Origin of the sequence: Caballeronia sp. SL2Y3 (genome assembly GCF_022879575.1) — a bacterium.
GTDB lineage: Bacteria > Pseudomonadota > Gammaproteobacteria > Burkholderiales > Burkholderiaceae > Caballeronia.
In genome coordinates, this window is sequence record NZ_CP084260.1 from 1,810,877 (window position 1) to 1,833,875 (window position 22,999).

20 protein-coding genes are annotated in these 22,999 nt (G+C 64.9%); 10 read left to right on the top strand and 10 right to left on the bottom strand.

Translation table 11 applies throughout. The features are described 5' to 3' along the window. Nucleotides 1-73: 73 nt before the first annotated feature. From LDZ26_RS08535 to iolB, 7 genes are all read left to right on the top strand, one after another. A complete protein-coding gene (locus tag LDZ26_RS08535; protein ID WP_175944318.1) occupies nucleotides 74-1,126 on the top strand; it encodes a sugar ABC transporter substrate-binding protein in 1,053 nt (350 codons plus the stop codon). Nucleotides 1,127-1,270: 144 nt separating this feature from the next. Beyond that, on the top strand, nucleotides 1,271-2,440 hold the full coding sequence (locus LDZ26_RS08540) for an ABC transporter permease (RefSeq protein ID WP_244846854.1): 1,170 nt from the start codon (nucleotides 1,271-1,273) through the stop codon (nucleotides 2,438-2,440). An 11-nt stretch (nucleotides 2,441-2,451) separates the two neighbouring features. Further along, nucleotides 2,452-3,240: an ATP-binding cassette domain-containing protein gene (locus LDZ26_RS08545; RefSeq protein WP_370650540.1), complete on the top strand. Its 789-nt coding sequence runs from the start codon at nucleotides 2,452-2,454 to the stop codon at nucleotides 3,238-3,240. Between the two features lie 17 nt (nucleotides 3,241-3,257). Continuing rightward, nucleotides 3,258-5,264: a 5-dehydro-2-deoxygluconokinase gene (gene iolC / locus LDZ26_RS08550; RefSeq protein ID WP_244846856.1), complete on the top strand. Its 2,007-nt coding sequence runs from the start codon at nucleotides 3,258-3,260 to the stop codon at nucleotides 5,262-5,264. Further along, nucleotides 5,261-7,129 (top strand): 3D-(3,5/4)-trihydroxycyclohexane-1,2-dione acylhydrolase (decyclizing), encoded by a 1,869-nt coding sequence (gene iolD, locus LDZ26_RS08555; RefSeq protein WP_244846857.1) that lies wholly within the window; start codon nucleotides 5,261-5,263, stop codon nucleotides 7,127-7,129. The genes iolC and iolD overlap by 4 nt, the downstream gene beginning before the upstream one ends. A 23-nt stretch (nucleotides 7,130-7,152) precedes the next feature. Further along, nucleotides 7,153-8,055 (top strand): myo-inosose-2 dehydratase, encoded by a 903-nt coding sequence (gene iolE / locus LDZ26_RS08560; RefSeq protein WP_244846858.1) that lies wholly within the window; start codon nucleotides 7,153-7,155, stop codon nucleotides 8,053-8,055. Further along, nucleotides 8,052-8,858 carry a 5-deoxy-glucuronate isomerase gene (gene iolB, locus LDZ26_RS08565; protein ID WP_244846859.1) on the top strand — a complete coding sequence of 269 codons (807 nt, stop codon included), beginning with the start codon at nucleotides 8,052-8,054 and terminating at the stop codon, nucleotides 8,856-8,858. The genes iolE and iolB overlap by 4 nt, the downstream gene beginning before the upstream one ends. Before the next feature lies 1 nt (nucleotide 8,859). Here iolB and LDZ26_RS08570 read toward each other — a convergent pair whose 3' ends face one another. The 9 genes from LDZ26_RS08570 to alaS all read right to left on the bottom strand — a co-directional run bounded on the left by LDZ26_RS08570 (nucleotide 8,860) and on the right by alaS (nucleotide 18,280). Further along, the gene (locus LDZ26_RS08570; protein WP_244846860.1) at nucleotides 8,860-9,558 is read right to left on the bottom strand and encodes an ABC transporter ATP-binding protein; all 699 of its coding nucleotides are present in this window, start codon (nucleotides 9,556-9,558) and stop codon (nucleotides 8,860-8,862) included. After that, nucleotides 9,555-10,292 carry an ABC transporter ATP-binding protein gene (locus tag LDZ26_RS08575; RefSeq protein WP_244846861.1) on the bottom strand — a complete coding sequence of 246 codons (738 nt, stop codon included), beginning with the start codon at nucleotides 10,290-10,292 and terminating at the stop codon, nucleotides 9,555-9,557. The genes LDZ26_RS08570 and LDZ26_RS08575 overlap by 4 nt, the downstream gene beginning before the upstream one ends. Next, the gene (locus tag LDZ26_RS08580; RefSeq protein WP_244846862.1) at nucleotides 10,289-11,401 is read right to left on the bottom strand and encodes a branched-chain amino acid ABC transporter permease; all 1,113 of its coding nucleotides are present in this window, start codon (nucleotides 11,399-11,401) and stop codon (nucleotides 10,289-10,291) included. Before LDZ26_RS08580 ends, LDZ26_RS08575 begins: the two co-directional genes overlap by 4 nt. Further along, nucleotides 11,394-12,275: a branched-chain amino acid ABC transporter permease gene (locus LDZ26_RS08585; RefSeq protein WP_244849099.1), complete on the bottom strand. Its 882-nt coding sequence runs from the start codon at nucleotides 12,273-12,275 to the stop codon at nucleotides 11,394-11,396. Before LDZ26_RS08585 ends, LDZ26_RS08580 begins: the two co-directional genes overlap by 8 nt. A gap of 78 nt (nucleotides 12,276-12,353) precedes the next feature. Then, the gene (locus LDZ26_RS08590) at nucleotides 12,354-12,791 is read right to left on the bottom strand and encodes a thioesterase family protein (RefSeq protein WP_244846863.1); all 438 of its coding nucleotides are present in this window, start codon (nucleotides 12,789-12,791) and stop codon (nucleotides 12,354-12,356) included. 3 nt (nucleotides 12,792-12,794) lie between these two features. Continuing rightward, on the bottom strand, nucleotides 12,795-13,943 hold the full coding sequence (locus tag LDZ26_RS08595) for an iron-containing alcohol dehydrogenase (protein WP_244846864.1): 1,149 nt from the start codon (nucleotides 13,941-13,943) through the stop codon (nucleotides 12,795-12,797). A gap of 96 nt (nucleotides 13,944-14,039) precedes the next feature. After that, complete coding sequence (locus LDZ26_RS08600; RefSeq protein ID WP_244849101.1) at nucleotides 14,040-15,095, bottom strand: low specificity L-threonine aldolase; 1,056 nt, start codon at nucleotides 15,093-15,095, stop codon at nucleotides 14,040-14,042. A gap of 185 nt (nucleotides 15,096-15,280) precedes the next feature. Further along, nucleotides 15,281-15,517: a hypothetical protein gene (locus LDZ26_RS08605; protein ID WP_244846865.1), complete on the bottom strand. Its 237-nt coding sequence runs from the start codon at nucleotides 15,515-15,517 to the stop codon at nucleotides 15,281-15,283. A gap of 138 nt (nucleotides 15,518-15,655) precedes the next feature. Beyond that, the gene (gene alaS, locus LDZ26_RS08610) at nucleotides 15,656-18,280 is read right to left on the bottom strand and encodes an alanine--tRNA ligase (protein WP_244846866.1); all 2,625 of its coding nucleotides are present in this window, start codon (nucleotides 18,278-18,280) and stop codon (nucleotides 15,656-15,658) included. A gap of 271 nt (nucleotides 18,281-18,551) precedes the next feature. Between alaS and LDZ26_RS08615 the strand changes: the two genes are divergently transcribed. After that, nucleotides 18,552-19,772, top strand: coding sequence for a CaiB/BaiF CoA-transferase family protein (locus LDZ26_RS08615; protein WP_244846867.1), 1,221 nt, complete (start codon nucleotides 18,552-18,554; stop codon nucleotides 19,770-19,772). A 7-nt stretch (nucleotides 19,773-19,779) separates the two neighbouring features. Here the strand turns inward: LDZ26_RS08615 and LDZ26_RS08620 are convergent, their stop codons facing one another. Then, nucleotides 19,780-19,992 carry an ornithine carbamoyltransferase gene (locus tag LDZ26_RS08620; RefSeq protein WP_175944351.1) on the bottom strand — a complete coding sequence of 71 codons (213 nt, stop codon included), beginning with the start codon at nucleotides 19,990-19,992 and terminating at the stop codon, nucleotides 19,780-19,782. Between the two features lie 318 nt (nucleotides 19,993-20,310). On the opposite strand from LDZ26_RS08620, the gene LDZ26_RS08625 reads away from it, so the two are divergent. Both LDZ26_RS08625 and LDZ26_RS08630 read left to right on the top strand, forming a co-directional pair. Then, on the top strand, nucleotides 20,311-22,020 hold the full coding sequence (locus LDZ26_RS08625; protein ID WP_244846868.1) for a glutamine--tRNA ligase/YqeY domain fusion protein: 1,710 nt from the start codon (nucleotides 20,311-20,313) through the stop codon (nucleotides 22,018-22,020). Nucleotides 22,021-22,054: 34 nt separating this feature from the next. Next, nucleotides 22,055-22,996 carry a transporter substrate-binding domain-containing protein gene (locus LDZ26_RS08630; RefSeq protein ID WP_370650541.1) on the top strand — a complete coding sequence of 314 codons (942 nt, stop codon included), beginning with the start codon at nucleotides 22,055-22,057 and terminating at the stop codon, nucleotides 22,994-22,996. The last annotated feature ends 3 nt before the right edge of the window (nucleotides 22,997-22,999 follow it).

Consider the following 22,999-nt stretch of genomic DNA (forward strand, 5'->3'; position numbering starts at 1 on the left):
GTTGACGGGCCTCTGGCCCTCGAACGGCTCGCCAGAAAATCACACCAGACAACAACCGAGATAGGTGGAGACAATGACCCTTTGCAACGGTCGGGCCGCGCTGCGCGCGCTGGCGGCTGCTGCTGCGCTGTGCAGCGCCGCGTTGTTCACGACGTCCCCCGCTCACGCGGCGCCGGACGCCAGATTCGTGCTCATCAGCCACGCGCCGGACTCGGACTCGTGGTGGAACACCATCAAGAACGCGATCAAACAGGCGGACGAGGACTTCAATGTCCAGACCGACTATCGCAATCCGCCCAACGGCGACATCGCCGACATGGCGCGTCTCATCGAACAGGCCGCCGCGCGCAATTACGACGGCGTGATCACGACGATCGCGGACTTCGACGTGCTGAAGAGCGCGCTCAACAAGGTGACGGCCAAGAAGATCCCGCTCGTCACGATCAACTCGGGCACCGAGGAACAAAGCGCGCAACTCGGCGCGATCATGCACATCGGTCAGCCGGAATACGTGGCGGGCAAGGCGGCGGGCGAGAAGGCGAAAGCGGCCGGCGTGAAGTCGTTCCTGTGCGTGAACCATATCGCGACGAACACCGTGTCGTTCGACCGTTGCCGCGGTTTCGCCGATGCCATCGGCGTGGACTACAAGGCGTCCACGGTCGACTCGGGACAGGACCCGACCGAGATCCAGTCGAAGGTCTCGGCGTTCCTGCGCAACCATCCGGACACGCAGGCTATTCTCACGCTCGGACCGACGCCCGCTTCCGCGACGCTCAAGGCCGTGACGCAAATGGGCCTGCAAAACAAGGTCTATTTCGTGACCTTCGACTTCTCCGACGACATCGCGAAGGCGATCAAGGACGGCACGATCAAGTTCGCCATCGACCAGCAGCCGTATTTGCAGGGCTACATTCCGGTCGCGGTGCTCGCCATCGTGAAGAAGGAACACACCACCGATCCGGCGAAGATCCGCCAGCTGCTCGAAGCGAACCCGAAGTTCAAGGCGCGCCTCGAAACCTATGGCTTGCAGCCGTCGTACGGGCCGAAGAACATTCGCTCGGGCCCGGGCTTCATCACTAAAGACAATCTCGACAAGGTCGTGAAGTACGCCGGGCAGTATCGCTGATGCGCGGCTGACCTTCTTCGGGCGGCGCGTCACGCGAGCCGCCGCCCGCGTTTCTCAGACATCGACATGCTGCTGCGTCCATTCCCGGACGCGGCAGGACCGCACGCATCCGTACCGCATTTGTGATCGTTTCAAGGAGCCATCATGGGCGTAGCCGGCAAGCACTATCCTCCACACGCGAATCCTCAGCACGACAGCGCCGACGCTGCGACCGACAAGGACAGGCCATCGGACGAGCGGGTACGCCGGCAGTCGTGGTTCGGGCATCTGCTCAATCGTCCGGAATTCGCCGCGATATCGGGCACGGTGCTGGTATTCATCGTATTCGGCTTCGGCGCGGGTTCGTCGGGCATGTTCAACCTCGACGGCGTGATGAACTGGTCACAGGTCGCCGCTTACTTAGGACTGCTAGCTGTCGGCGCGTGCCTGTTGATGATCGCGGGCGAGTTCGACCTGTCCATCGGCTCGATGATCGGCTTCGCCGGCATGATGGTCGCGCTGCCCTCGGTCTATTTCCACTGGCCGATCTCGCTCGCCATTCTCTTCGCGTTCGTCTCGTCCATGCTGCTCGGAGCGCTCAACGGCTATCTCGTGATGCGCACGCGCCTGCCATCGTTCATCGTCACGCTCGCGTTTCTGTTCATTCTGCGCGGGCTGACGCTCGCGCTGTCGATCATGTTCGCGGACCGCACGATCATCTCCGGCGTCGGCGATCTCGCGCAGAAGGACTGGGTCGCCGATACGTTCTTTCATGGCGTCGCGCTGCACGGCTTCTTCACGTGGCTCGCGCATCTGGGCATCGGCAAGCTGCTCGATAGCGGCGAGCCGCTCGTGCCCGGCATCCCGAAGGTCATCATCTGGTGGCTCGTGCTCGCGGCGATCGGCGCGTTCGTGCTTGCAAAAACGCGCTACGGCAACTGGATTCTCGCGGTCGGCGGCGATGCGAACGCCGCGAAGAACGTCGGCGTGCCGGTCAAGCGCGTGAAGATTTCGCTCTTCGTGCTGACCGCGTTCTGCTCGTGCCTCTTCGCCGTGCTGCAAGTGTGCGATATCGGCTCGGCGGCGGCGGATCGCGGCTTGCAGAAGGAATTCGAAGCGATCATCGCGGCGGTCATCGGAGGCACGTTGCTCACGGGCGGTTATGGCTCGGTCGTCGGCGCATGCTTCGGAGCCCTGATCTTCGGCGTCGTGCAAATCGGCATCACGTACACGAACGTCAGCTCCGACTGGTTCCGCGTGTTTCTCGGCGTGATGCTGCTGATCGCCGTGCTCTTCAATCACTACGTGCGCCGCCGAGTGTCGCAGGCGCAATGAGGACGACCGCCATGAACGACGACAACATTCTCGCGCTGGAAAACGTCAGCAAGTTCTTCGGCAAGGTGATCGCGCTCAACGGCGTGACGTTGCGCCTCAAACGCGGCGAAGTGCACTGTCTGCTCGGCGATAACGGCGCGGGCAAGTCCACGCTCATCAAGACGCTGGCAGGCGTGCATGCGCCTTCGGCCGGCCAGTATCTGGTCGATGGCAAGCCCGTGCATTTCGAATCGCCGAAAGAGGCGCTCGATCTCGGCATCGCGACGGTGTATCAAGACCTCGCGCTCGTGCCGCTGCTGTCGGTCGCGCGCAACTTCTTCATGGGCCGCGAGCCGCAGAAGAAGCGTTTCGGCCTATTCAGCGTGATGGACCTCGACCTCGCCGCCGAAACGTCGCGCGCCAAGCTCGCGGAAATGGGCATCAACGTGCGCGATGCGCATCAGCCGATCGGCACCATGTCCGGTGGCGAGAAGCAATGCCTCGCGATTGCGCGCGCCATTCACTTCGGCGCACGCGTGCTCATTCTGGACGAACCGACCGCCGCGCTCGGCGTGAAGCAGAGCTTCAATGTGCTCAAGCTCATTCACAAGGCGCGCGCGAAAGGCATCTCCGTGATCTTCATCACGCATAACGTGCATCACGCGTATCCGATCGGCGATTCCTTCACGCTGCTCAACCGCGGCCGTTCGATGGGCACCTTCACGAAGGACACCATCACGAAGAACGAAGTGCTCGACATGATGGCGGGCGGCGCGGAGATGCAGAAGATGATCGGCGAACTCGAAGGCGCGACCATCTGATACCGAGGACATCATTCATGCCTGCACAAAACACTTCCCGTTTCGCGCCGGACCGCACGCGCGATATCGTGTGCCTCGGGCGTCTCGCCGTCGATCTGTATGCACAGCAAGTCGGCGCGCGGCTCGAAGACGTATCGACGTTTGCAAAGTATCTGGGCGGATCGTCGGCGAACATCGCGTTCGGCTGCGCGCGGCTCGGGCTCAAGTCGTCGATGCTCGCACGCGTCGGCAATGACCACATGGGGCGCTTTCTCACCGAAACGCTCGCGCGCGAAGGCTGCGATATCAGCCATGTTCGAATCGATCCCGAGCGGCTGACCGCGCTCGTGCTGCTCGGCATAGAAGATCGCGATACGTTCCCGCTCGTCTTCTATCGCGAGAATTGCGCGGACATGGCCGTCGACGAAAGCGACTTCGACGAAGCGTATATCGCGTCATCGAAGGCGCTGCTCATCACCGGCACGCACTTCTCGACGGAGCACGTGAATCGCACGAGCCGCCGCGCGCTCGAATATGCGCGGCGCAATCAGGTGCGCACGATACTCGACATCGACTATCGGCCGGTGCTGTGGGGTCTCACGGGCAAGGCCGACGGCGAGACGCGCTTTGTCGCCAACGAAGGCGTGACCGCGCATTTGCAGCGCATCTTGCCGCTGATGGATCTCGTGATCGGCACCGAAGAAGAGTTTCGTATCGCGGGCGGCAAGGACCGTCTCATCGATGCGCTGATGATGGTGCGTACCGTCACGAGCGCGACGCTCGTGGTGAAGCGCGGGCCGCTCGGATGTTCGATCATCGAAGGCGCGGTGCCCGCTTCCATCGACGATGCGCCCATTCACGGCGGCGTCGAAGTGGAAGTGCTGAACGTGCTCGGCGCAGGCGATGCGTTCGCCTCCGGCTTCCTCTCCGGCTGGCTGCGCGATGCGCCGCTCGAAGCCTGCGCGAGCGCGGCCAATGCGTGCGGCGCGCTCGTCGTTTCGCGACACGGCTGCGCGCCCGCCATGCCGACGCCCGCCGAACTCGACTATTTCCTTGCCGCAGCAAAACAGGACCCGGCGCGCATGCGCCGCCCCGACCGCGATGCGACGCTCGCGCGGCTGCATCGCGTGAGCCCTGCGCGCAACGCATGGGACGAAGTGCTGGGCTTTGCGTTCGATCATCGCAACCAGTTCTTCGAACTCGCGCAGCAAACGGGCGCGAGCGAAGCGCGCATCTCGGCGCTCAAGGGCTTGTTCGTCGAAGCGGTCTCGCAGACGGAAAAGGAACTGCAACTCGAAGGACGTATCGGCGTGTTGATCGACGACCGCTACGGACAGGATGCGCTGAACGCGGCAACTGGGCGCGGCTGGTGGATCGGCCGGCCGGTGGAGTTGCCCGGCTCGATGCCGCTCGTCTTCGATCATGGCCGATCGGTCGGCACGACGCTCGTCGAATGGCCGCGCGAGCATGTGGTGAAGTGCCTCGTTCACTATCACCCGGATCATCCGCATGACGTGCGCCTCGAACAGGAAGCGCAGTTGCGCGCGCTATACCATGCAGTGCAGGCAAGCGGCCACGAACTGCTGCTCGAAGTGATCGTGCCGAAGAACGGACCGCCCGTTGCCGACGACACCGTGTATCGCGCGCTGAAGCGGCTCTATAACCTTCAGTTATACCCCGAATGGTGGAAGCTCGAACCGATGAGCGCCGCGCAATGGCAAGCCGTCGATGGCTTGATCGCCGAGCGCGATCCGTATTGTCGCGGCGTCGTGCTGCTGGGATTGTCGGCGGGCGTCGATCAGTTGCGCGATGGCTTCAGGCAAGCGGCATCGTCGAAGGCATGCAAAGGCTTCACGGTAGGCCGCACCATCTTTCATGAGCCGAGCCACGCATGGCTTGCGGGCGAGATAAGCGACGACGAACTCATCGCCCGCGTGCGCCGCACCTTCGAGACCTTGATCGCGGCATGGCGCGATGCGCGCGCATCCCAGGACACGACAGCCGATATCAAGACCCTTCACGCAACCCAGGAGCAAGCCGCATGAACGCAGTGGCTTCCACCATCAGACTGACTGCCGCGCAGGCGCTCGTGCGCTATCTTGCGGCACTCTCCACGGAACACGGCGAGCCGCTGTTCGGCGGCGTCTTCGCGATCTTCGGGCATGGCAATGTCGCGGGCATGGGCGAGGCGCTGTACCGGCATCGCGAGGAATTGCCGACGTATCGCGCGCATAACGAACAAGCGATGGCGCATAGCGCGATTGCCTTCGCCAAGGCGCACATGCGGCGCCGCATGATGGCGGTGACGACATCCATCGGCCCGGGCGCGACGAATCTCGTCACAGCCGCCGCGCTTGCCCACGTCAACCGCTTGCCGGTGCTGCTCTTGCCCGGCGATATCTTCGTCTCGCGCGCGCCTGATCCGGTGTTGCAGCAAGTCGAAGACGCGCATGACGGCGGGGCATCCGCGAACGATGCGCTCAAGGCCGTGTCGCGATATTTCGATCGCATCGTGCATCCCGCGCAGTTGTTGATCGCGTTGCCGCGCGCCATTCGCGTGTTGACCGATGCCGCGCAATGCGGACCCGTGACGCTCGCGCTGCCGCAAGACGTGCAGGCGATGGCGTATGACTACCCTGCTTCGTTCTTCCAGCCGCGTGCAGTCGAGTTTCATGCGCCGGCCGCATCGTCGCGCGAGATCGCGCGTGCGGCCGCGTTGCTGCGTGGATCACGCGAGCCGATGATCGTGTCGGGCGGCGGCGTGCTGTATGGCCTCGCCACCGAGGCGCTGCGCGACTTCGCGCACAAGCACGGCATCCCGGTCGCGGAAACGCAGGCCGGCAAGGGCGCGCTCGCATGGGACGACGCGTTGAACGTGGGCGGCATCGGCGTGACGGGATCGTCGTCCGCGAACGAACTGGCGCACGCGAGCGATTGCGTGCTTGCCGTCGGCACGCGCTTGCAGGACTTCACGACGGGATCGAACACGCTCTTCACAGCGGCCAGGCTTCTCGCCATCAACGCCAATCCATTCGATGCGCTCAAGCAAAACGCCGTGGCCGTCGAAGCAGATGCGCGTCTCGCGCTCGATGCCCTATCGCAAGCGCTCGGCGACTGGCGTGCCGCGCCCGAATGGACCACGCGTGCGCAACGTCTGTCGAACGACTGGCGCGAGACCGTCGCGCACGTGACGAACACGCCGCCGCCGGACGGCCGCTTGCCGCGCGAAGCGGAGGTGATCGGCGCGGTGCAACGCTCGCACGATGCATCGCCGGCTGAAGATATCGTCGTCTGCGCCGCGGGCACGCTGCCCGCCGACTTGCAGAAGCTGTGGCGCACGGGCGCGCCGGGCGGCTATCACGTCGAATACGGCTATTCGTGCATGGGCTATGAAATTGCGGGCGGCCTCGGCGTGAAGCTCGCGCGGCCCGAGCGCGAAGTGATCGTGATCGTCGGCGACGGCAGCTATCTGATGATGAATAGCGAGCTCGCTACATCGGTGATGCTCGGCGCGAAGCTGATCGTCGTGTTGCTCGACAATCGCGGTTACGGCTGCATCAACCGCTTGCAGCAGGCGTGCGGCGGCGCGCCGTTTAACAATCTGCTCGACGATTGCAGACAAGGAGAAGCCGGCGCGCCGCATATCGACTTCGCCATGCATGCACGTTCGATGGGCGCGCTCGCGGAACACGTAGCAAACATTAACGAACTGCAGGACGCGATGAAGCGCGCACGGGCTGCGGACCGCAGCTATCTGATCTCCATCGACACCGATCCCGCCCGCACCACCGAAGAAGGCGGATGGTGGTGGGAAGTGGCGGTGCCCGAAGTCTCGGATCGCGATGCGGTCATGTCCGCGCGCGCGAAGTATGAACGCGCGCTGAAGGCTCGCGCAGGCAACATCGACTAAGCATCAACAAAGGACACGACACCATGCCCCTGAATGTCCGCATCGGCATCAATCCCTTGTCATGGATGAACGACGACTTGCCTTCGCTCGGCGGCGAGACGCCGCTTTCGGTGGCGCTGACCGAAGGCAAGCGCATCGGCTATGAAGGCTTCGAGCTCGGCAACAAGTTCCCGCGCGAACCCCAAGCGTTGAAGGCGCTGCTCGCGCAATACGATCTGGCGCTCGTCTCCGGCTGGTATTCCGGCCAGCTCGCGCGACGCAGCGCCGAAGAAGAGATCGAAGCTGTAGGCCCGCATCTCGACCTGCTTGCGCAAAACGGCGCGAGCGTGATGGTCTATGGCGAAGTCGCCGATTCGATTCAAGGCGCGCCTCGTCCGCTGTATCAGCGGCCGCGCTTCTTCTCGGATGCGCAATGGTCGCAATACGCCGAGCGGCTGAACCGCTTTGCCGAATACACGCTTTCTAAGGGCGTGCGCGTCGCCTATCATCATCACATGGGCGCGTATGTCGAAACCCCGGCCGACGTGGACCGTTTGATGATGCTGACGAGCGATGACGTCGGCCTGCTTTTCGATGCAGGCCATATCACGTTTGCCGGCGGCGACGCGTTGAGCGTGCTGCAAAAGCACATTGCGCGCGTGTGCCATGTGCATTGCAAGGATGTGCGGCCCGATATCGTGAAGCTCGCGCGTAACCGCAACTGGAGCTTTCTCGATGCGGTCATCAACGGCGCGTTCACCGTGCCGGGCGACGGCGCGGTGGATTATCCCGGCATCGTCGCGTGTCTTGCTGCGCACGACTATCGCGGCTGGCTCGTGGTGGAAGCGGAGCAGGATCCCGTGATTGCGCCGAGCTATGCGTATGCCGACAGGGGCTATCGCACGCTGCGCGCACTCGTCGATGCAACGTACAAGGAGGCGGCATGAGCCTGCTAGTGAAAGCATCGCGCGAAGGACAGACCATCGCGCGCGTCACACCGGATTCCGCGGGCTGGAAGCATGTGGGCTTCGCCGCGTATCGCATGGATGCGGACGATGTCGTGCACGTGTACGACGCGGATCGCGAAAGCTGCATCGTCGTGCTGACCGGGACAGTGAGCATCGAAGCGGGCGATGAGCATTGGCAGTCCATCGGCTCGCGCGACAGCGTGTTCGAAGACGCCGCGCCGTATGCGGTCTACGTGCCGCCGAAGCTCGCCGCCATCGTGCGCGCCGAGCGCGAAACGGAGCTTGCGGTGGCAAGCGCGCCTGCAACGGGACGCTATCCGCCGCGTCTGATCGAGCCTTCGCAGATGAAACGCTCGACGCGCGGCAAACACGCGAATACGCGCTACGTCTGCGATATTCTTCCGCAAACCGAAGCCGCCGAGTCGCTGCTCGTGGTGGAAGTGAGAACGCCCGGCGGACACGCATCGAGTTATCCTCCGCATAAACATGATCAGGACAACGTACCAACTGAAAGCGCGCTCGAAGAGACGTATTATCATCGCTTGAACCCGCCGCAGGGCTTTGCGTTCCAGCGCGTCTATACCGACGAACGCGATCTCGACGAAACCATGGCCGTGGAAGATCACGATGTCGTGATGGTGCCGCGCGGCTATCACCCGGTCGTCGTGCCGTATGGGTACGACAACTACTATCTGAACGTCATGGCGGGCGACAAGCGGACGTGGCACTTCAAGAACGATCCGAAGCACGAATGGATCGTGGAGCGCGACAGCCAGGGCTGATTCACCCTACCGACAACCACTCGCGCACTACGTCGCCACGCTGATCGAGTTGCGCGAGCGAACCGTCGAAGCGCACCGCGCCGTGTCCCATCACTGCGACGCGCGCATCGAGCATGCGCGCGATCGCAAGCCGCTCTTCGATCAGCAATATCGCCACGCCGCGTTCACGCAGCGTCGCGAGGCATGCGGCCACTTGCGCGATGACTTGCGGCGCGAGTCCTTCACCGGGTTCGTCGATGACGATGAGCGATGGATCGCCCATCAGCGTGCGCGCGAGCGACAGCATCTGCTGCTCGCCGCCGGATAGCGCGCCGGCCTTCACCGACGCGCGCTCCTTCAACGCGGGAAAGAGCGCGTAGGCATCGTCGAAAGTGAAGCGCGTGCCTTTACGTTCGCCGAGCGCGAGGTTCTCGCGTACGCTCAGGGCGGGAAATACGTCGCGTGTCTCCGGCACATAGCCGATGCCCAGCCGCGCGATGCGAAACGCACGCTGTCCGACGAGTTGCACGTCGCGATAACGCATATTGCCCGCGCATCGCACGAGGCCCATGATGGCTTTCGCGAGCGTCGAACGGCCCGAGCCATTGCGGCCGACGAGCGCGACCGCCTCGCCTTCCCCGACCGACAAGTTCACGCCATGCAGCACTTGCGCCGCGCCGTACCACGCGCGCAAGTCCTCGATGCGCAAAAGCCCGCTCATGGCGCGGCTCCCAGGTAAGCCTCCTGCACATCACGATGGCGGCGGATCGCATCGGGCGTATCGGATGCGATCACGCGCCCTCGAACCAGCACCGATACGCGATGGGCAAGCGAGAACACCGCATCCATGTCGTGCTCGATGACGAGCAGCGTGCGCCCTTCCGTCGTCGCGCGAATCAACGCGAGCGCGCGCGCCGCTTCCGCGCGATTCATGCCCGCAGTGGGCTCGTCGAGCAGAATGAGCGGCGCATCCGTTGCGAGCGCGATGCCCAGATCCAGCGCGCGCTGCTCGGCGTACGTGAGGCGCGCGGCAGGCTCGTCGGCGCGCGAAGAAAGACCGATTGCTTCGAGCATCGCGCGGGCACGCTCGTCGATCGCATGCGAGCGGAACCAGCGGTTCACCCATCGCGACGACGCCGCGCCCAGCACCGCGCATCGAAGGTTGTCGAGCACCGAAAGCCGCGAGAACACGCTCGTCGTCTGAAAGCTGCGCGCGAGCACGCGGCTCACGCGCTGCGGCGGCTTGCCGGTGATATCGACGCCCCGCGCGACGATGCGGCCCGCGTCCGGCTTCGCGCGGCCCGAGATCAGATCGAAGAGCGTCGACTTCCCCGCGCCGTTCGGTCCGATGATCGCGTGGCGCTCGCCTTTCTCGATGCGCAGATCGACGCCGCGCAGAACTTCGGTCGCGCCGAATCGCTTGACGATGCCTTCGACGTGCAGTGCCGAGGTCATCGCGTGTGCTTCCTTTGTGCGTTTATCCGGGCCAGCCAAAGCCCAAGCAACGCACACGGCACCGCGATCCATGACGCGCCGCGTGGCAGCGTGGCGGCATCGGCGTGGCGCGCATAGAGCGTCTCGACGGCGACGACCACTGCAACGCCCCAGGCAATCGCGCCAAGCACGCGCAAGGCGAGCGCGCGTCTGTCACGCGCCGAGATGCCCGCGACGCCTTCCGGCAACGCGACGACCGCCCACACGAAGAAAAGCCCGAGGTACATCGGCCAGGCGGCGGACACGCTCGCGACGCCTACGCTAAAGAACGTCAGCAGCACCGCGCCGATCACGGGACCGAAGAACGACGCCGTGCCGCCGATCACCGTTGCCACGAGCACGCCCGTCGAGCGCGCGAGCCCGACGCTTTCGGCCGACACGAGCTCGACACTGACGAGCGACAGCACGCCCGCGACGCCCGCAAAGAACGCCGACACCAAAAGCATCGTGAAGCGCACGCGGCGCGGCGCGAAGCCGATGGCCGCGGCGCGCGCCGGGTTGTCGCGCACGGCGTTGGCGAGCCGGCACATCGGCGTGCGCGTGAACGCGAACATCGCGAGTGTCGAGACGATGCACCAGCACGCGATCAGCGCATACGCCTGCCACAGCGGACCGAACGTCCACGCGAAGAACGGCGGTCCGCTCGCGCGGTCGATGCTCACGCCGCCCTCGCCGCCGAACCAGCCGGGAACGAGCCACACACTCGCCGCCACGAGCTCGCCGATGCCGAGCGTGATCATCGCGAACGCGGTGCCCGCGCGCTGCGTCGAGAGCGCGCCGATGGGCACGGCGGCCAGCGCGGCGGCGCATCCGCCGATGAGCGGCAGCAGCGGCAAGGGCACGCGCAAGCCGTTGAACACATGCGCGGCGGCGAACGCGCCGAGGCCCGCATACACCGCGTGCCCGAACGACAGCAAGCCGGTTTCGCCGAGCAGCAGGTTGTACGAGAGCGCGAAGACGATCAACGTCGCCGTCTGCGCGAGATACGCGAGCAGCCACGATTGATGGAAGACAACCGGCGGCAGCGCGAGCGCGGCCATCAGCAGAACGAACGCGACTAACCTATGCATCGCGCGTGCGCTCGCCCATGAATCCGTGCGGGCGCGCGGCGAGCATCGCCACGAGCAGCAGATACGGCAGGACCGGCGCAAGCTGCGCGAGGGTGAGCGCACTCCACGCATCGGGCAATGCGATACCGAACGATGCCGCGATGCTGCCCGCCGACGCCGTCGAGCCGACAGCGAAGGTCTGCGCGCAGCCGATCAACAACGACGCGATGAGCGCGCCCGACAGCGAGCCGATGCCGCCGATCACCACGACGACGAAGACGATAGGCCCGAGCGCATCGGCCATTGCGGGCTCGATGACGGCGAGCGGCGCGCCGATCACGCCCGCCAGCGCGGCCAGCGCGGTGCCGACCGCGAAGACCGTCGTGAAGACGCGCGGCACGTCGTGGCCGAGCGTCTCGACGGTTGCCGGATGCGTCAGCGCCGCGCGCACGACGAGGCCCGTGCGGGACGTGCGAAGCACGATGGCGAGCGCGCCGAGCATCGCGATGGAAAGCGTCATCATGAAAACGCGATAGCGCGGGAAGGCCGCGCCGTACAGCGTGAAGAGCGGGCCGTCGAGCGCGCGCGGAATGTTTGCGGGCAAGGGACCGAGGCCCCAGACGAGCTTGACGCCCTCGCCGATCACCATGGCCGCGCCGAATGTCAGCAGCAGTTCCGCGAGCGCGCCGCGCGAATGCACGCGTCGCAGAAGATATCGCTCGAACAGCGCGCCGAGCGCGCCGACCGCGAGCGGCGCGAGAACGAGCGCGACCCAGAATCCGGCGTGAACCGCGAGCGCCTGACCGACATACGCGCCCAGCATGTAGAAGCTCGCGTGCGCGAAGTTGAGGACGCCGAGCATCGAGAAGATCAGCGTGAGACCGGCCGACAGCATGAAAAGCAGCAGCCCGACACTCACGCCGTTGACCAGGCTGACGGTGAACCACTGAAGCGACACGAAACCCTCAGGCGTTCAGGCGTTGACCAACGGCTTCAACGCATCGACGAGCGGTGCGGGCAACGGCACTGGCCTGCGCGTCACGCGATCCACGTACACATGCACGAAATGCCCCTGCGCGGCCGCCTCGTCGGAGCCTTCCGCGAAGATGCCGACTTCATAACGCACGCTCGACGTGCCGAGCCGCTCCACGCGCAAGCCCGCGTCGATGCGCTCGGGAAACGCCACCGACGCGAAGTAGTTGCAGTGCGTCTCGACCACGAGCCCGATAGTCTCGCCTCCGGTGAAATCGAGCACGCGCTGGCGCAGTAGATACTCGTTCACCACCGTATCGAAGTAGCTGTAATAGACCACGTTATTGACGTGCCCATACACGTCGTTATCGGACCAGCGCGTGCTGATCGCGAGAAAGTGCGGGTAATCCGCTCGCGTGGTTCGAACCGGCTTGGTCATGGTTCAGAGCGATTCCATCAGCATGCGGCGATAGTCGTCGGCGCTCGCCTCGCGCGGGTTCGTCTTGTGGCAATGGTCCGCGAGCGCGCCTTTGACCACCTTGTCGAACATGCTTTCGTCCACGCCCATTTGCGACAGACGCGTCGGCAAGCCGAGGCGTTCGGTCATGTCGTGAAGCGCCTGCGCGACATCCGCGTTATCCGCGAGGTTCATCACGCGGCGCATGCGCGCGAGACGGCGTTCGGCGACGACTGTCGGCGCGCTTTCGTTGAAGCGCAGCACGGCGGGCAGAACGACCGCGTTGAGCGTGCCGTGATGCAGCGACGTGCGCCCGTTCACCGCGAGGCCGCCCAGCGGATGCGACAGCGAATGTACGCAGCCGAGTCCCTTTTGAAACGCCATCGCGCCTTGCATCGACGCCGACATCATGTTGAGGCGCGCGTCACGGTCCTGACCGTCGCGCGTGGCCCGCTCGATGTTCGCCCACGCGCGTTCGAGCCCGTCGAGCGCGATGCCGTCCGCGGGCGGATTGAACGCCGGCGCCAGGAACGTTTCGATGCAATGCGCGATCGCGTCCATGCCGGTCGCGGCGGTGAGGCCGGGCGGCAGGCCGAGCGTGAGCGAAGGATCGCAGATGGCGGATTTCGGCAGCAGGTGCCACGAATGAAAGCCGAGCTTGCGCCCGTCGTTCAGGATGATGATCGCGCCGCGCGCCACTTCGCTGCCGGTGCCGGACGTGGTCGGCACCGCGATGAGCGGCGCGGCGCGCTCGGTGATCTTGCCGCTGCCGCCTTCGATCGTCGCATAGTGCGTGAGCGGCTCGTCATGCGTGGCGGCAATCGCGACGCCCTTCGCCAGATCGATGGCCGAACCGCCGCCGACCGCGATCAACCCGTCGCAGCCTTCGCGCTTGTACTGCGCGGCAGCTTCCATGACCATCGCTTCGGTCGGGTTGGACGGCGTGTCGTCGAATACGGGCGGCGCGCCGAGCTTCGCGCTTTCGATCACGCGCGCGGACAGCCCCGCCGCCGCGACACCCTTGTCCGTGATGACGAGCGGCCGCTTCATGCCGATGCGCGCGCATTCGCTTTGCAGCATGTCGAGCGAGTCGTAGCCGAGATGGATATGCGTCAGATAGAAGATGAAAGCCATGGCGCTCGGTGGGGTGGAATTAGGTTGCGGCCATGTTAGGAGCCGCGCGGCGAACGTGTCAATCCGGGTCAGCCGCGCGCGAACGCAAATCAGAATTCAGGGCGCGGCGCACAGCGCGCGCACTTCGTCCGCGAAGCGCTCGACGGTTTCGGGCTTCGTGTCCCACGCGCACATCAGCCGGCAACCGCCCGAGCCGATGAACTGATAGAAGCGCCAGCCCTTCGCCCGCAGCGCCGCCGACACATGCGCGGGCAGTTCCGCGAACACCGCGTTGGCCTCGGGCTTGAAGAGGACGTTCACGCCGGGAATGTCCGCGAGGCGTGCGGCCATGAGTTGCGCCATTGCGTTCGAGTGACGGGCGTTGCGCAGCCACACGTCGCCATCGAGCAGGCCGAGCCACGGCGCCGAGATGAAGCGCATCTTCGATGCGAGCTGCCCCGCCTGCTTCAGGCGATACGCGAAATCCGTGGCGAGCGCCTTGTCGAAGAACACGACCGCCTCGCCGACCGGCAGGCCGTTCTTGGTGCCGCCGAAGCACAGCACGTCGACGCCCGCGCGCCACGTGATCTCGGACGGATGCACGTTCAGCGTCGCGACCGCATTCGCGAAACGCGCGCCGTCCATATGCACCTTCAGATGCCGGCGCTTCGCGATTGCGGCGATCGCGCGCACTTCCTCGACGGTATAGACCGTGCCCACTTCCGTCGCCTGCGTGAGCGCGACCACCTTCGGCTTCGGATAGTGGATGTCGGCGCGCTTCGTGACGAGTTCCTCGATGGCATCGGGCGTGAGCTTGCCGTTCTCGCCCTTCGCGGTGAGCAGCTTCGAGCCGCCGGAGAAGAACTCCGGACCGCCGCATTCGTCGGTTTCGATATGCGCGAGTTCGTGGCAAATGACCGAGTGATACGACTGGCACAGCGAAGCCAACGCGAGCGAATTGGCCGCCGTGCCGTTGAAGACGAAGAAGACCTCGCAATCGGTCTGGAACAGTTCGCGGATGCGGTCGCAGACGCGCGCGGTCCACGAATCGTCGCCATACGCAGGCTCGTGGCCGCTGGTGTTGGCCTCGACGAGGGCGGCGAGCGCCTCGGGGCAGATGCCGGCGTAGTTGTCGGAGGCGAAATGCTGGGTGAGTGGCGTGGGCGCTGTCATGGGAATCGCTGTCATGGCTCGGGGCTGCGCGCGAACGGTATGCGTGATGCGTCCGTGCGCAATGCCGGCCATTTTAGCGGTTCGGTCGCGCGGGCGCGGTCAAGCGATGCCGCTCTGCGCGCGACCGGCGAACGCGAGCGGCAAGCGAGCGGCAAGTGGGCCGCCAGCCGCCCGCGTGCTACGGCTTACTTGCCGCTCGGCGCGCTTGCTGCCGCTGCCTGTTGAGCCTTCTTGTCTTTCTTGTTGGCTTCATGATGGCCGATCGCGCAGCCGCCGACGGCGCCCGCCGTGCCATGCTTGCCCGCCACGTGCCCCGCGACGCCGCCGACAGCCGCGCCTTCCATGCAGCCCTTCGCTTGCGCCGCTCCCGTCGAAGCGATCATCGCGGTGGCGAACAAAACGGATGCGAATGTGCGATTCATGGTTCATCTCCCTTTGTGGTTGGATAAACCGAGGTTGCACGCCGTATGCCTGACAGCTTGTAATCAACAATAAGAACGGCCCGATCGACTTTCGCCGAATCGGGCCGCTTCGAACTGCCTAACGCCAGATGCGCTGCGTTAGAGCTGTTGCTGCACCCAGCCTGTCACGCCTGCGAGCGCGGCCGGCAGCTTGGCAGGCTCCGTGCCGCCCGCCTGCGCCATGTCGGGACGACCGCCGCCCTTGCCGCCCACTTGCTGCGCGACGAAGTTGACGAGCTCGCCCGCCTTCACCTTCTTCGATGCATCCGGCGTCACGCCCGCGATCAGGCTCACCTTGCCGCCATCGACCGATGCGAGCACGATGGCCGCGCTCTTCAGCTTGTCCTTCAGCTTGTCGACGGTTTCGCGCAGCGTCTTCACGTCCGCGCCTTCGAGTTCGGCGGCGAGCACATGAACGCCGGAGACGTCCACCGCTTGCGAGACGAGTTCATCGCCCTGGCTCGACGCGAGCTTCGACTTGAGCGCGGCCAGTTCCTTTTCGAGCGACTTCACGTGCTCCTGAACCTGTCCGATGCGCTGCGTCAGTTCCGAGGGCTGCGCCTTCAGCACGCTCGCCGCCGCGTTGATGCGCGCCTCCAGTTCCTGCACGTAGCGCACCGCGTTGTCGCCGGTAATGGCCTCGACGCGGCGAATGCCCGCCGCCACGCCGCCTTCCATCACGATCTTGAAGAAGCCGATGTCGCCCGTGCGCTGCACGTGCGTGCCGCCGCAGAGTTCGCGCGAGAAGCCGAGATCGAGCACGCGCACCGTGTCGCCGTATTTCTCGCCGAAGAGCGCCATTGCGCCGCCCTTCACCGCTTCGTCGTAAGGCATGACGCGCACGACGCCCGGCGCGTTCGCCAGAATCTCCGCGTTGACGATCTCTTCGACGCGGCGGATCTGCTCGTCCGTCATCGGCGCGTTATGCGCGAAGTCGAAGCGCGTCTTGTCGGCATCGACGAGCGAGCCTTTCTGCTGCACATGGCCGCCGAGCACTTCACGCAGCGCCTTGTGCATCAGGTGCGTGGCCGAGTGGTTGCGCGCGGTGCGGGCGCGGCGCACGGCGTCGATCTGCGCCTTCACCACGTCGCCGACCTTGAGCGTGCCCTGCGCGACCGTGCCGTGATGACCGACGACATCGGCCTGCACTTTCAGCGTGTCGGCCACTTCGAAGCGCGTCGACGCGTTCACGAGCACGCCCTGATCGCCGACCTGACCGCCCGATTCCGCGTAGAACGGCGTGTGGTCGAGCACGACGACCGCCTGTTGTCCCGCTTGCGCCTCCTGAACCGACGCGCCTTCCACATACAGCGCGACGATCTTCGCGTCGTCGAAAATCTCTTTCTCGTAGCCGTGGAACGTGGTCTTCGCGCCCGAGTATTCGAGGCCCTGCGCGAGCTTGAACTTGCCGGCCGCGCGCGCCTGATCGCGCTGGCGGGCCATGGCGTCGTCGAACGCGGGTTCGTCGACCGTCACGCCGCGCTCGCGGCACACGTCCGCCGTCAGGTCCAGCGGGAAACCGTAGGTGTCGTGCAGCTTGAACGCGAGTTCGCCGTCCAGTTGCTTGACGCCCTTCTTTTCCAGCTCCGCGAGTTCGCCTTCGAGAATCGACATGCCGTGCTCGATCGTCTCGAAGAAGCGTTCTTCTTCCTGACGCAGCACGTCGGTCACGCGCTGCTGCGCGTCTTTCAGTTCCGGATAGGCCGCGCCCATTTCCGCGACGAGATCGGCCACGAGCTTATGGAAGAACGCGCTCTTCTTGCCGAGCTTGTAGCCGTGACGGATCGCGCGGCGCACGATACGGCGCAGCACGTAGCCGCGGCCTTCGTTGCCGGGAATCACGCCGTCGACGATCAAAAACGAGCACGCGCGAATGTGGTCCGCGATCACCTTCAGCGAGTTGTTCTCAAGATCGGCCGTGTTCGTTTCGCGGCCGGCGGCCTTGATGAGCGTCTGGAACAGGTCGATTTCGTAGTTGCTATGCACGTGCTGGAGCACGGCCGCAAGACGTTCGAGACCCATGCCAGTATCAACGCACTGCTTCGGCAGCGGCGTCATGTTGCCCTGCGCGTCGCGGTTGAACTGCATGAACACGAGATTCCAGATCTCGATGAAGCGGTCGCCGTCTTCCTCCGGCGACCCCGGCGGGCCGCCCCAGATTTCCGGGCCGTGGTCATAGAACACTTCGGAGCACGGACCGCACGGGCCGGTATCGGCCATCTGCCAGAAGTTGTCCGATGCGTAGCGCGCGCCCTTGTTGTCGCCGATGCGGATGATGCGCTCGGTCGGCACGCCGATTTCCTTCGCCCAGATATCGTAGGCTTCGTCGTCTTCCTGATAGACGGTGACGGTGAGCTTTTCCGGCGGCAGCATGTAGACCTTCGTCAACAGCTCCCAGCAATAGTGGATGGCGTCGCGCTTGAAATAATCGCCGAACGAAAAGTTGCCGAGCATCTCGAAGAACGTGTGATGCCGCGCGGTGTAGCCGACGTTCTCCAGATCGTTATGCTTGCCGCCCGCGCGCACGCTGCGCTGCGCGGTGGTCGCACGCGTGTACGGGCGCGATTCGGCGCCGAGGAACACGTCCTTGAACTGGACCATGCCCGAGTTCGTGAAAAGCAGCGTCGGGTCGTTGCCGGGCACGAGGCTCGACGAGCGGACGATCGTGTGGCCCTTCGATTCGAAGAACTTCAGGAATTTCTCGCGTATTTCGGCGGCTTTCATGGCGTACGGGGCGCGGTCTGCGTTCTCTGATGCGGTTTTTGGTATTGCCCGGCACGGCCTTGCGACAAGGACTTTCGGCCAGGCAGACGTAATGTTCGATTATACGGGATTCGCCGCGCGGCCCCGCCCGATAACGGCCTTGGAGCGAGTCCTCGAAAGTCGTTACGCGCAGTTCGCGTCCGCCCTGCTTTCGCGTCTGCGCGGTTTCGTGCGACAGTCGCGTGAACAGCAGCCGATTCACCGAACCACATTCAAGCGAGCGATATATCGAATGGGAGCACTGAGCCATATCCGCGTACTGGATCTCACCCGCGTGCTGGCGGGACCGTGGTGCGCGCAGACCCTGGCCGATCTCGGCGCGGACGTCATCAAGATCGAGCGGCCCGGAACCGGCGACGACACGCGCCACTGGGGCCCGCCGTATCTGAAGACGCCCGACGGCGAGGACACGCGCGAAGCCGCCTACTATCTCGCGGCGAACCGCAACAAGCGCTCGGTGACGGTGGATATCGCCACCGAAGAAGGCCAGCGCATCGTGCGCGAACTCGCCGCGCAAAGCGACGTGGTGCTGGAGAACTACAAGGTCGGCCAGTTGAAGAAGTACGGGCTCGACTATGAATCGCTTGCGCAGGTCAAGCCGGACATCGTCTATTGCTCGGTAACGGGCTTCGGGCAGACGGGTCCGTATGCGCAGCGCGCGGGCTACGACTTCATCATTCAGGGCATCGGCGGGTTCATGAGCATTACCGGCGAGCGCGACGGCCAGCCGGGCGGCGGCCCGCAGAAGGCCGGCGTTGCCATCGCGGACCTGATGACCGGCATGTACGCGACGGTCGGCGTCCTGGCGGCGCTGAGTCATCGCGACAGAACGGGCGAAGGCCAGTACATCGACATGGCGCTGCTCGACGTGCAGGTGGCGATGCTCGCCAACATGAACACGAACTTCCTCGCGAGCGGCAAGCCGCCGGTGCGCTGGGGCAACGCGCATCCCAACATCGTGCCGTATCAGACCTTCCAGACGAGCGATGGCTGGATCATCGTCGCGGTGGGCAACGACGGCCAGTTCCGCAAGTTCGTCGAAGCGGGCGGACGCGCGGAACTGGCCGACGATCCGCGCTTCGCGACGAACCCCTCGCGCGTGCGCAATCGCGACCTGCTCGTGCCGATTCTCGCGGACATGGTGCGCGCGCGCGGCAAGCACGCATGGCTTGCGGCGCTGGAAGCGGCGGGCGTGCCGTGCGGGCCGATCAACGATCTCGCGGAAGTGTTCGACGACCCGCAGGTGATCGCGCGGCGGATGCAGATCGACTTGCGGCATCCGGAAGGCGGCGCGGTAAAGCTCGTCGCGAGCCCGATCAAGATGAGCGCGACTCCGCCCGAAGCGCGCACGCATCCGCCGATGCTCGGCGAACATACGGCGAGCGTGCTCGCCGACGTGCTGGGTTACGACGACGAGAAAATCGCGCGACTACGGGCGTCGAAGGCGATTTGAGCCGAGATCAGCGCACGCCCGCGCCGATCAGCCCGCCCGCCGCCGCGCCCGCGACGGTGCCGAGCGGCCCGCCCGTCACGAGATAGCCGAGCGCGCCGCCGGCAGCGGCGCCGACGCCGGCGTGCGCCTGCTGGCGCGACATACCCGAGCACGCGGCGAGGCTCGAAACGAGGGCGGCTGCCGCGGCGAGCTTGATGGTCGTGATAGCGATCTTCTTCATGGCTGGGTTCCTTCTTCTGCTTGTGTTGTCGTTGTGATGTCTTGTTGTGTACTGCTTCGCCGGGGCGAAACCCGACGTGGCGAGCCGATCATAAAATCCGCCCGATGCGGCTCACAAGGCGATTTACGTCCCGTTACGGTCGTTACGAAACGGCTCGCGCGCCACCCGCCGGCGACGAGGCGCAACCCGCCTGCCCGCGCCGGTTGCGTAAGGTAGAATCGACCCGATATCCAGTCATGATTCGAACCCGTTCCGAGCCGCGCGGAACGGTTGCCGAACCGATCACACGCGAGCGCATCCGTTGGCACTCTTTTTCGCATGAACACCGATCGCAACGACGCCCCGGCGCCATCCAATTTCATCCGCAACATCATTGAAGACGACAACCGCTCCGGCAAATGGGCGCAGCGGGTCGAGACGCGCTTTCCGCCCGAGCCGAACGGCTACCTGCACATCGGCCATGCGAAGAGCATCTGCGTGAACTTCGGGCTGGCCGCGGATTACGGCGGCGTGTGCCATCTGCGTTTCGACGACACCAATCCCGAGAAGGAAAGCGTCGAGTACGTGGACTCCATCATCGACGCCGTGAAGTGGCTCGGCTACGACTGGAACAAGGACGGCCGCGAGCACAAGTACTTCGCGAGCGACTACTACGACAAGCTGTACGAGTTCGCGGAAATGCTGATCGCGAAGGGTCAGGCGTACGTCGACAGCCAGAGCGCCGAGGAAATGCGCGCGACGCGCGGCTCGGCCACCGAAGCGGGCATCAACTCGCCGTATCGCGACCGCACGCCCGAAGAGAACCTCGACCTCTTCCGCCGCATGAAGGCGGGCGAGTTCAAGGAAGGCGAGCACGTGCTGCGCGCGAAGATCGACATGGCTTCGCCCAACTTCAACATGCGCGATCCGGTCATCTACCGCATTCGTTTCGCGCATCACTACCGTACCGGCGACACTTGGTGCATCTACCCGATGTACGACTATGCGCATTGCGTGTCGGATGCGCTCGAGAACATCACGCATTCGCTGTGTACGCTCGAATTCGAGGATCATCGTCCGCTGTACGACTGGTTTCTCGCGCAGCTCGCGAACGACGGCGTCTTCAAGCGTCCGCTGCCGCAGCAAATCGAGTTCTCGCGCCTGAACCTCACGTATGCGATCACGAGCAAGCGCAAGCTCTTGCAACTCGTGCAGGAGCATCACGTCGATGGCTGGGACGATCCGCGCATGCCGACCATCGTCGGCGTACGGCGTCGCGGCTTCACGCCCGAAAGCATCCGCTTGATGGTGGAGCGCGTCGGCGTGACGAAGGTGGATTCGTGGATCGACATGAGCGTGCTCGAAGGCGCGCTGCGCGACGATCTCGACGAGAAAGCGCCGCGCGCGATCGCCGTGCTGGATCCGCTGAAGCTCGTCATCGACAACTATCCGGAAGGCCAGACCGACGAGTGCAGCGCGCCGGTGCATCCGCATCATCCGGACCGTGGCGCGCGCACGTTTCCGTTTTCGCGCGAACTGTGGATCGAGCGCGAGGACTTCCAGGAAACGCCGCCGAAGGGCTACTTCCGGCTGTTCCCGGGCAACAAGGTGCGACTGAAGTACGGCTTCGTCGTGGAATGCACGGGCGCGGACAAGGACGAGAACGGCAACGTGACCGCCGTGCATTGCAACTACTTCCCGGACAGCAAGTCCGGCACGGAAGGCGCGAACGCGTACAAGGTCAAGGGCACGATCCATTGGGTCAGCGCGGCCACCGCCTACCCCGCCGAAGTGCGCATCTACGACCGGCTGTTCAAGGAGCCGCAACCGGGCGCGGGCGGCGCGGAGTTTCTCGACGCGCTGAATCCGGACTCGAAGCGCGTCGTCAACGCGTATCTGGAGCCGAGCGCCCGCGAAGCCATGCCCGAAGACCGCTTTCAGTTCGAGCGGCACGGCTACTTCGTCGCGGACCGCGTCGATTCGCAGCCGGGCAAGCCGGTGTTCAACCGGATCGTCAGCCTGCGCGACAGCTGGGGCAAGCCGGCGTGATCGCCCGAAGGCGCACGCTCCGGGCGAGGACCGCATGAAAGTGCCACAACCGCCGGCAGTTCGCATGGTCTGCGCGATGGCGGCGGCGCTTGCGCTCGCCTGCCCGGCCGCACATGCGGCTTCCGCGCAGGCGGCGATCGATCAGATGCCGCCGTCGGCGACGCTGCGCAAGATCGCGGAGAACGGCGCCATCGTGCTGGGCGCGCGCGAGTCGTCGGTGCCGTTCTCGTACATGGTGCGGCAGCAGCCGACGGGCTATTCGTACGCCATCGCGCTGAAGGTGGTCGACGAAGTCAAGCGGCGGCTCAACATGCCGAACCTCGCGATCAAGAACGTGGTGGTCACGTCCGCGAACCGCATCTCCTACGTGGTCAACAACCAGATCGATCTGGAATGCGGCTCGACGGCGCATATCGCCGAGCGCGATCCGCTCGTCGCGTTTTCCAACAGCATCTTTCAGTACGGCATCCGCATGGCGGTGAAGCGCAAGTCGGGCATTCGCGACTACGCGGACCTCGCGGGCAAGACCGTCGCCACGACGGCGGGCACGTCGGATGAGCGCATCCTTCGGCAGATGACGCTGGAGCGCAAGCTGAACATGCGCATCATCAGCGCGCGCGATCACGCGGAAGCGTTCGGAGCACTGAAGAACGATCGCGCGGTTGCGTTCGTGATGGACGATCCGCTGCTCTACGGGCAGATCGCCGAGCAAGGCACGGCGCGCAGCGACTATATGGTGACCGGCGAATCGCTCGCGACCGAGACGTACGGCTGCATGATGCGCAGGGGCGATCCGGTGTTCAAGCGCATGGTCGACGACGTGATTGCGAACATGCAGCGCAGCGGCGAAGCCGCGAAGCTCTACGAAGCGTGGTTCATGCAGCCGATTCCGCCCGACGGCATCAATCTGCGATTCCCGATGTCGCCGGAGATGAAGGCGCTCTTCGCGCATCCCAACGATCACCGGGTCGACTGAGGC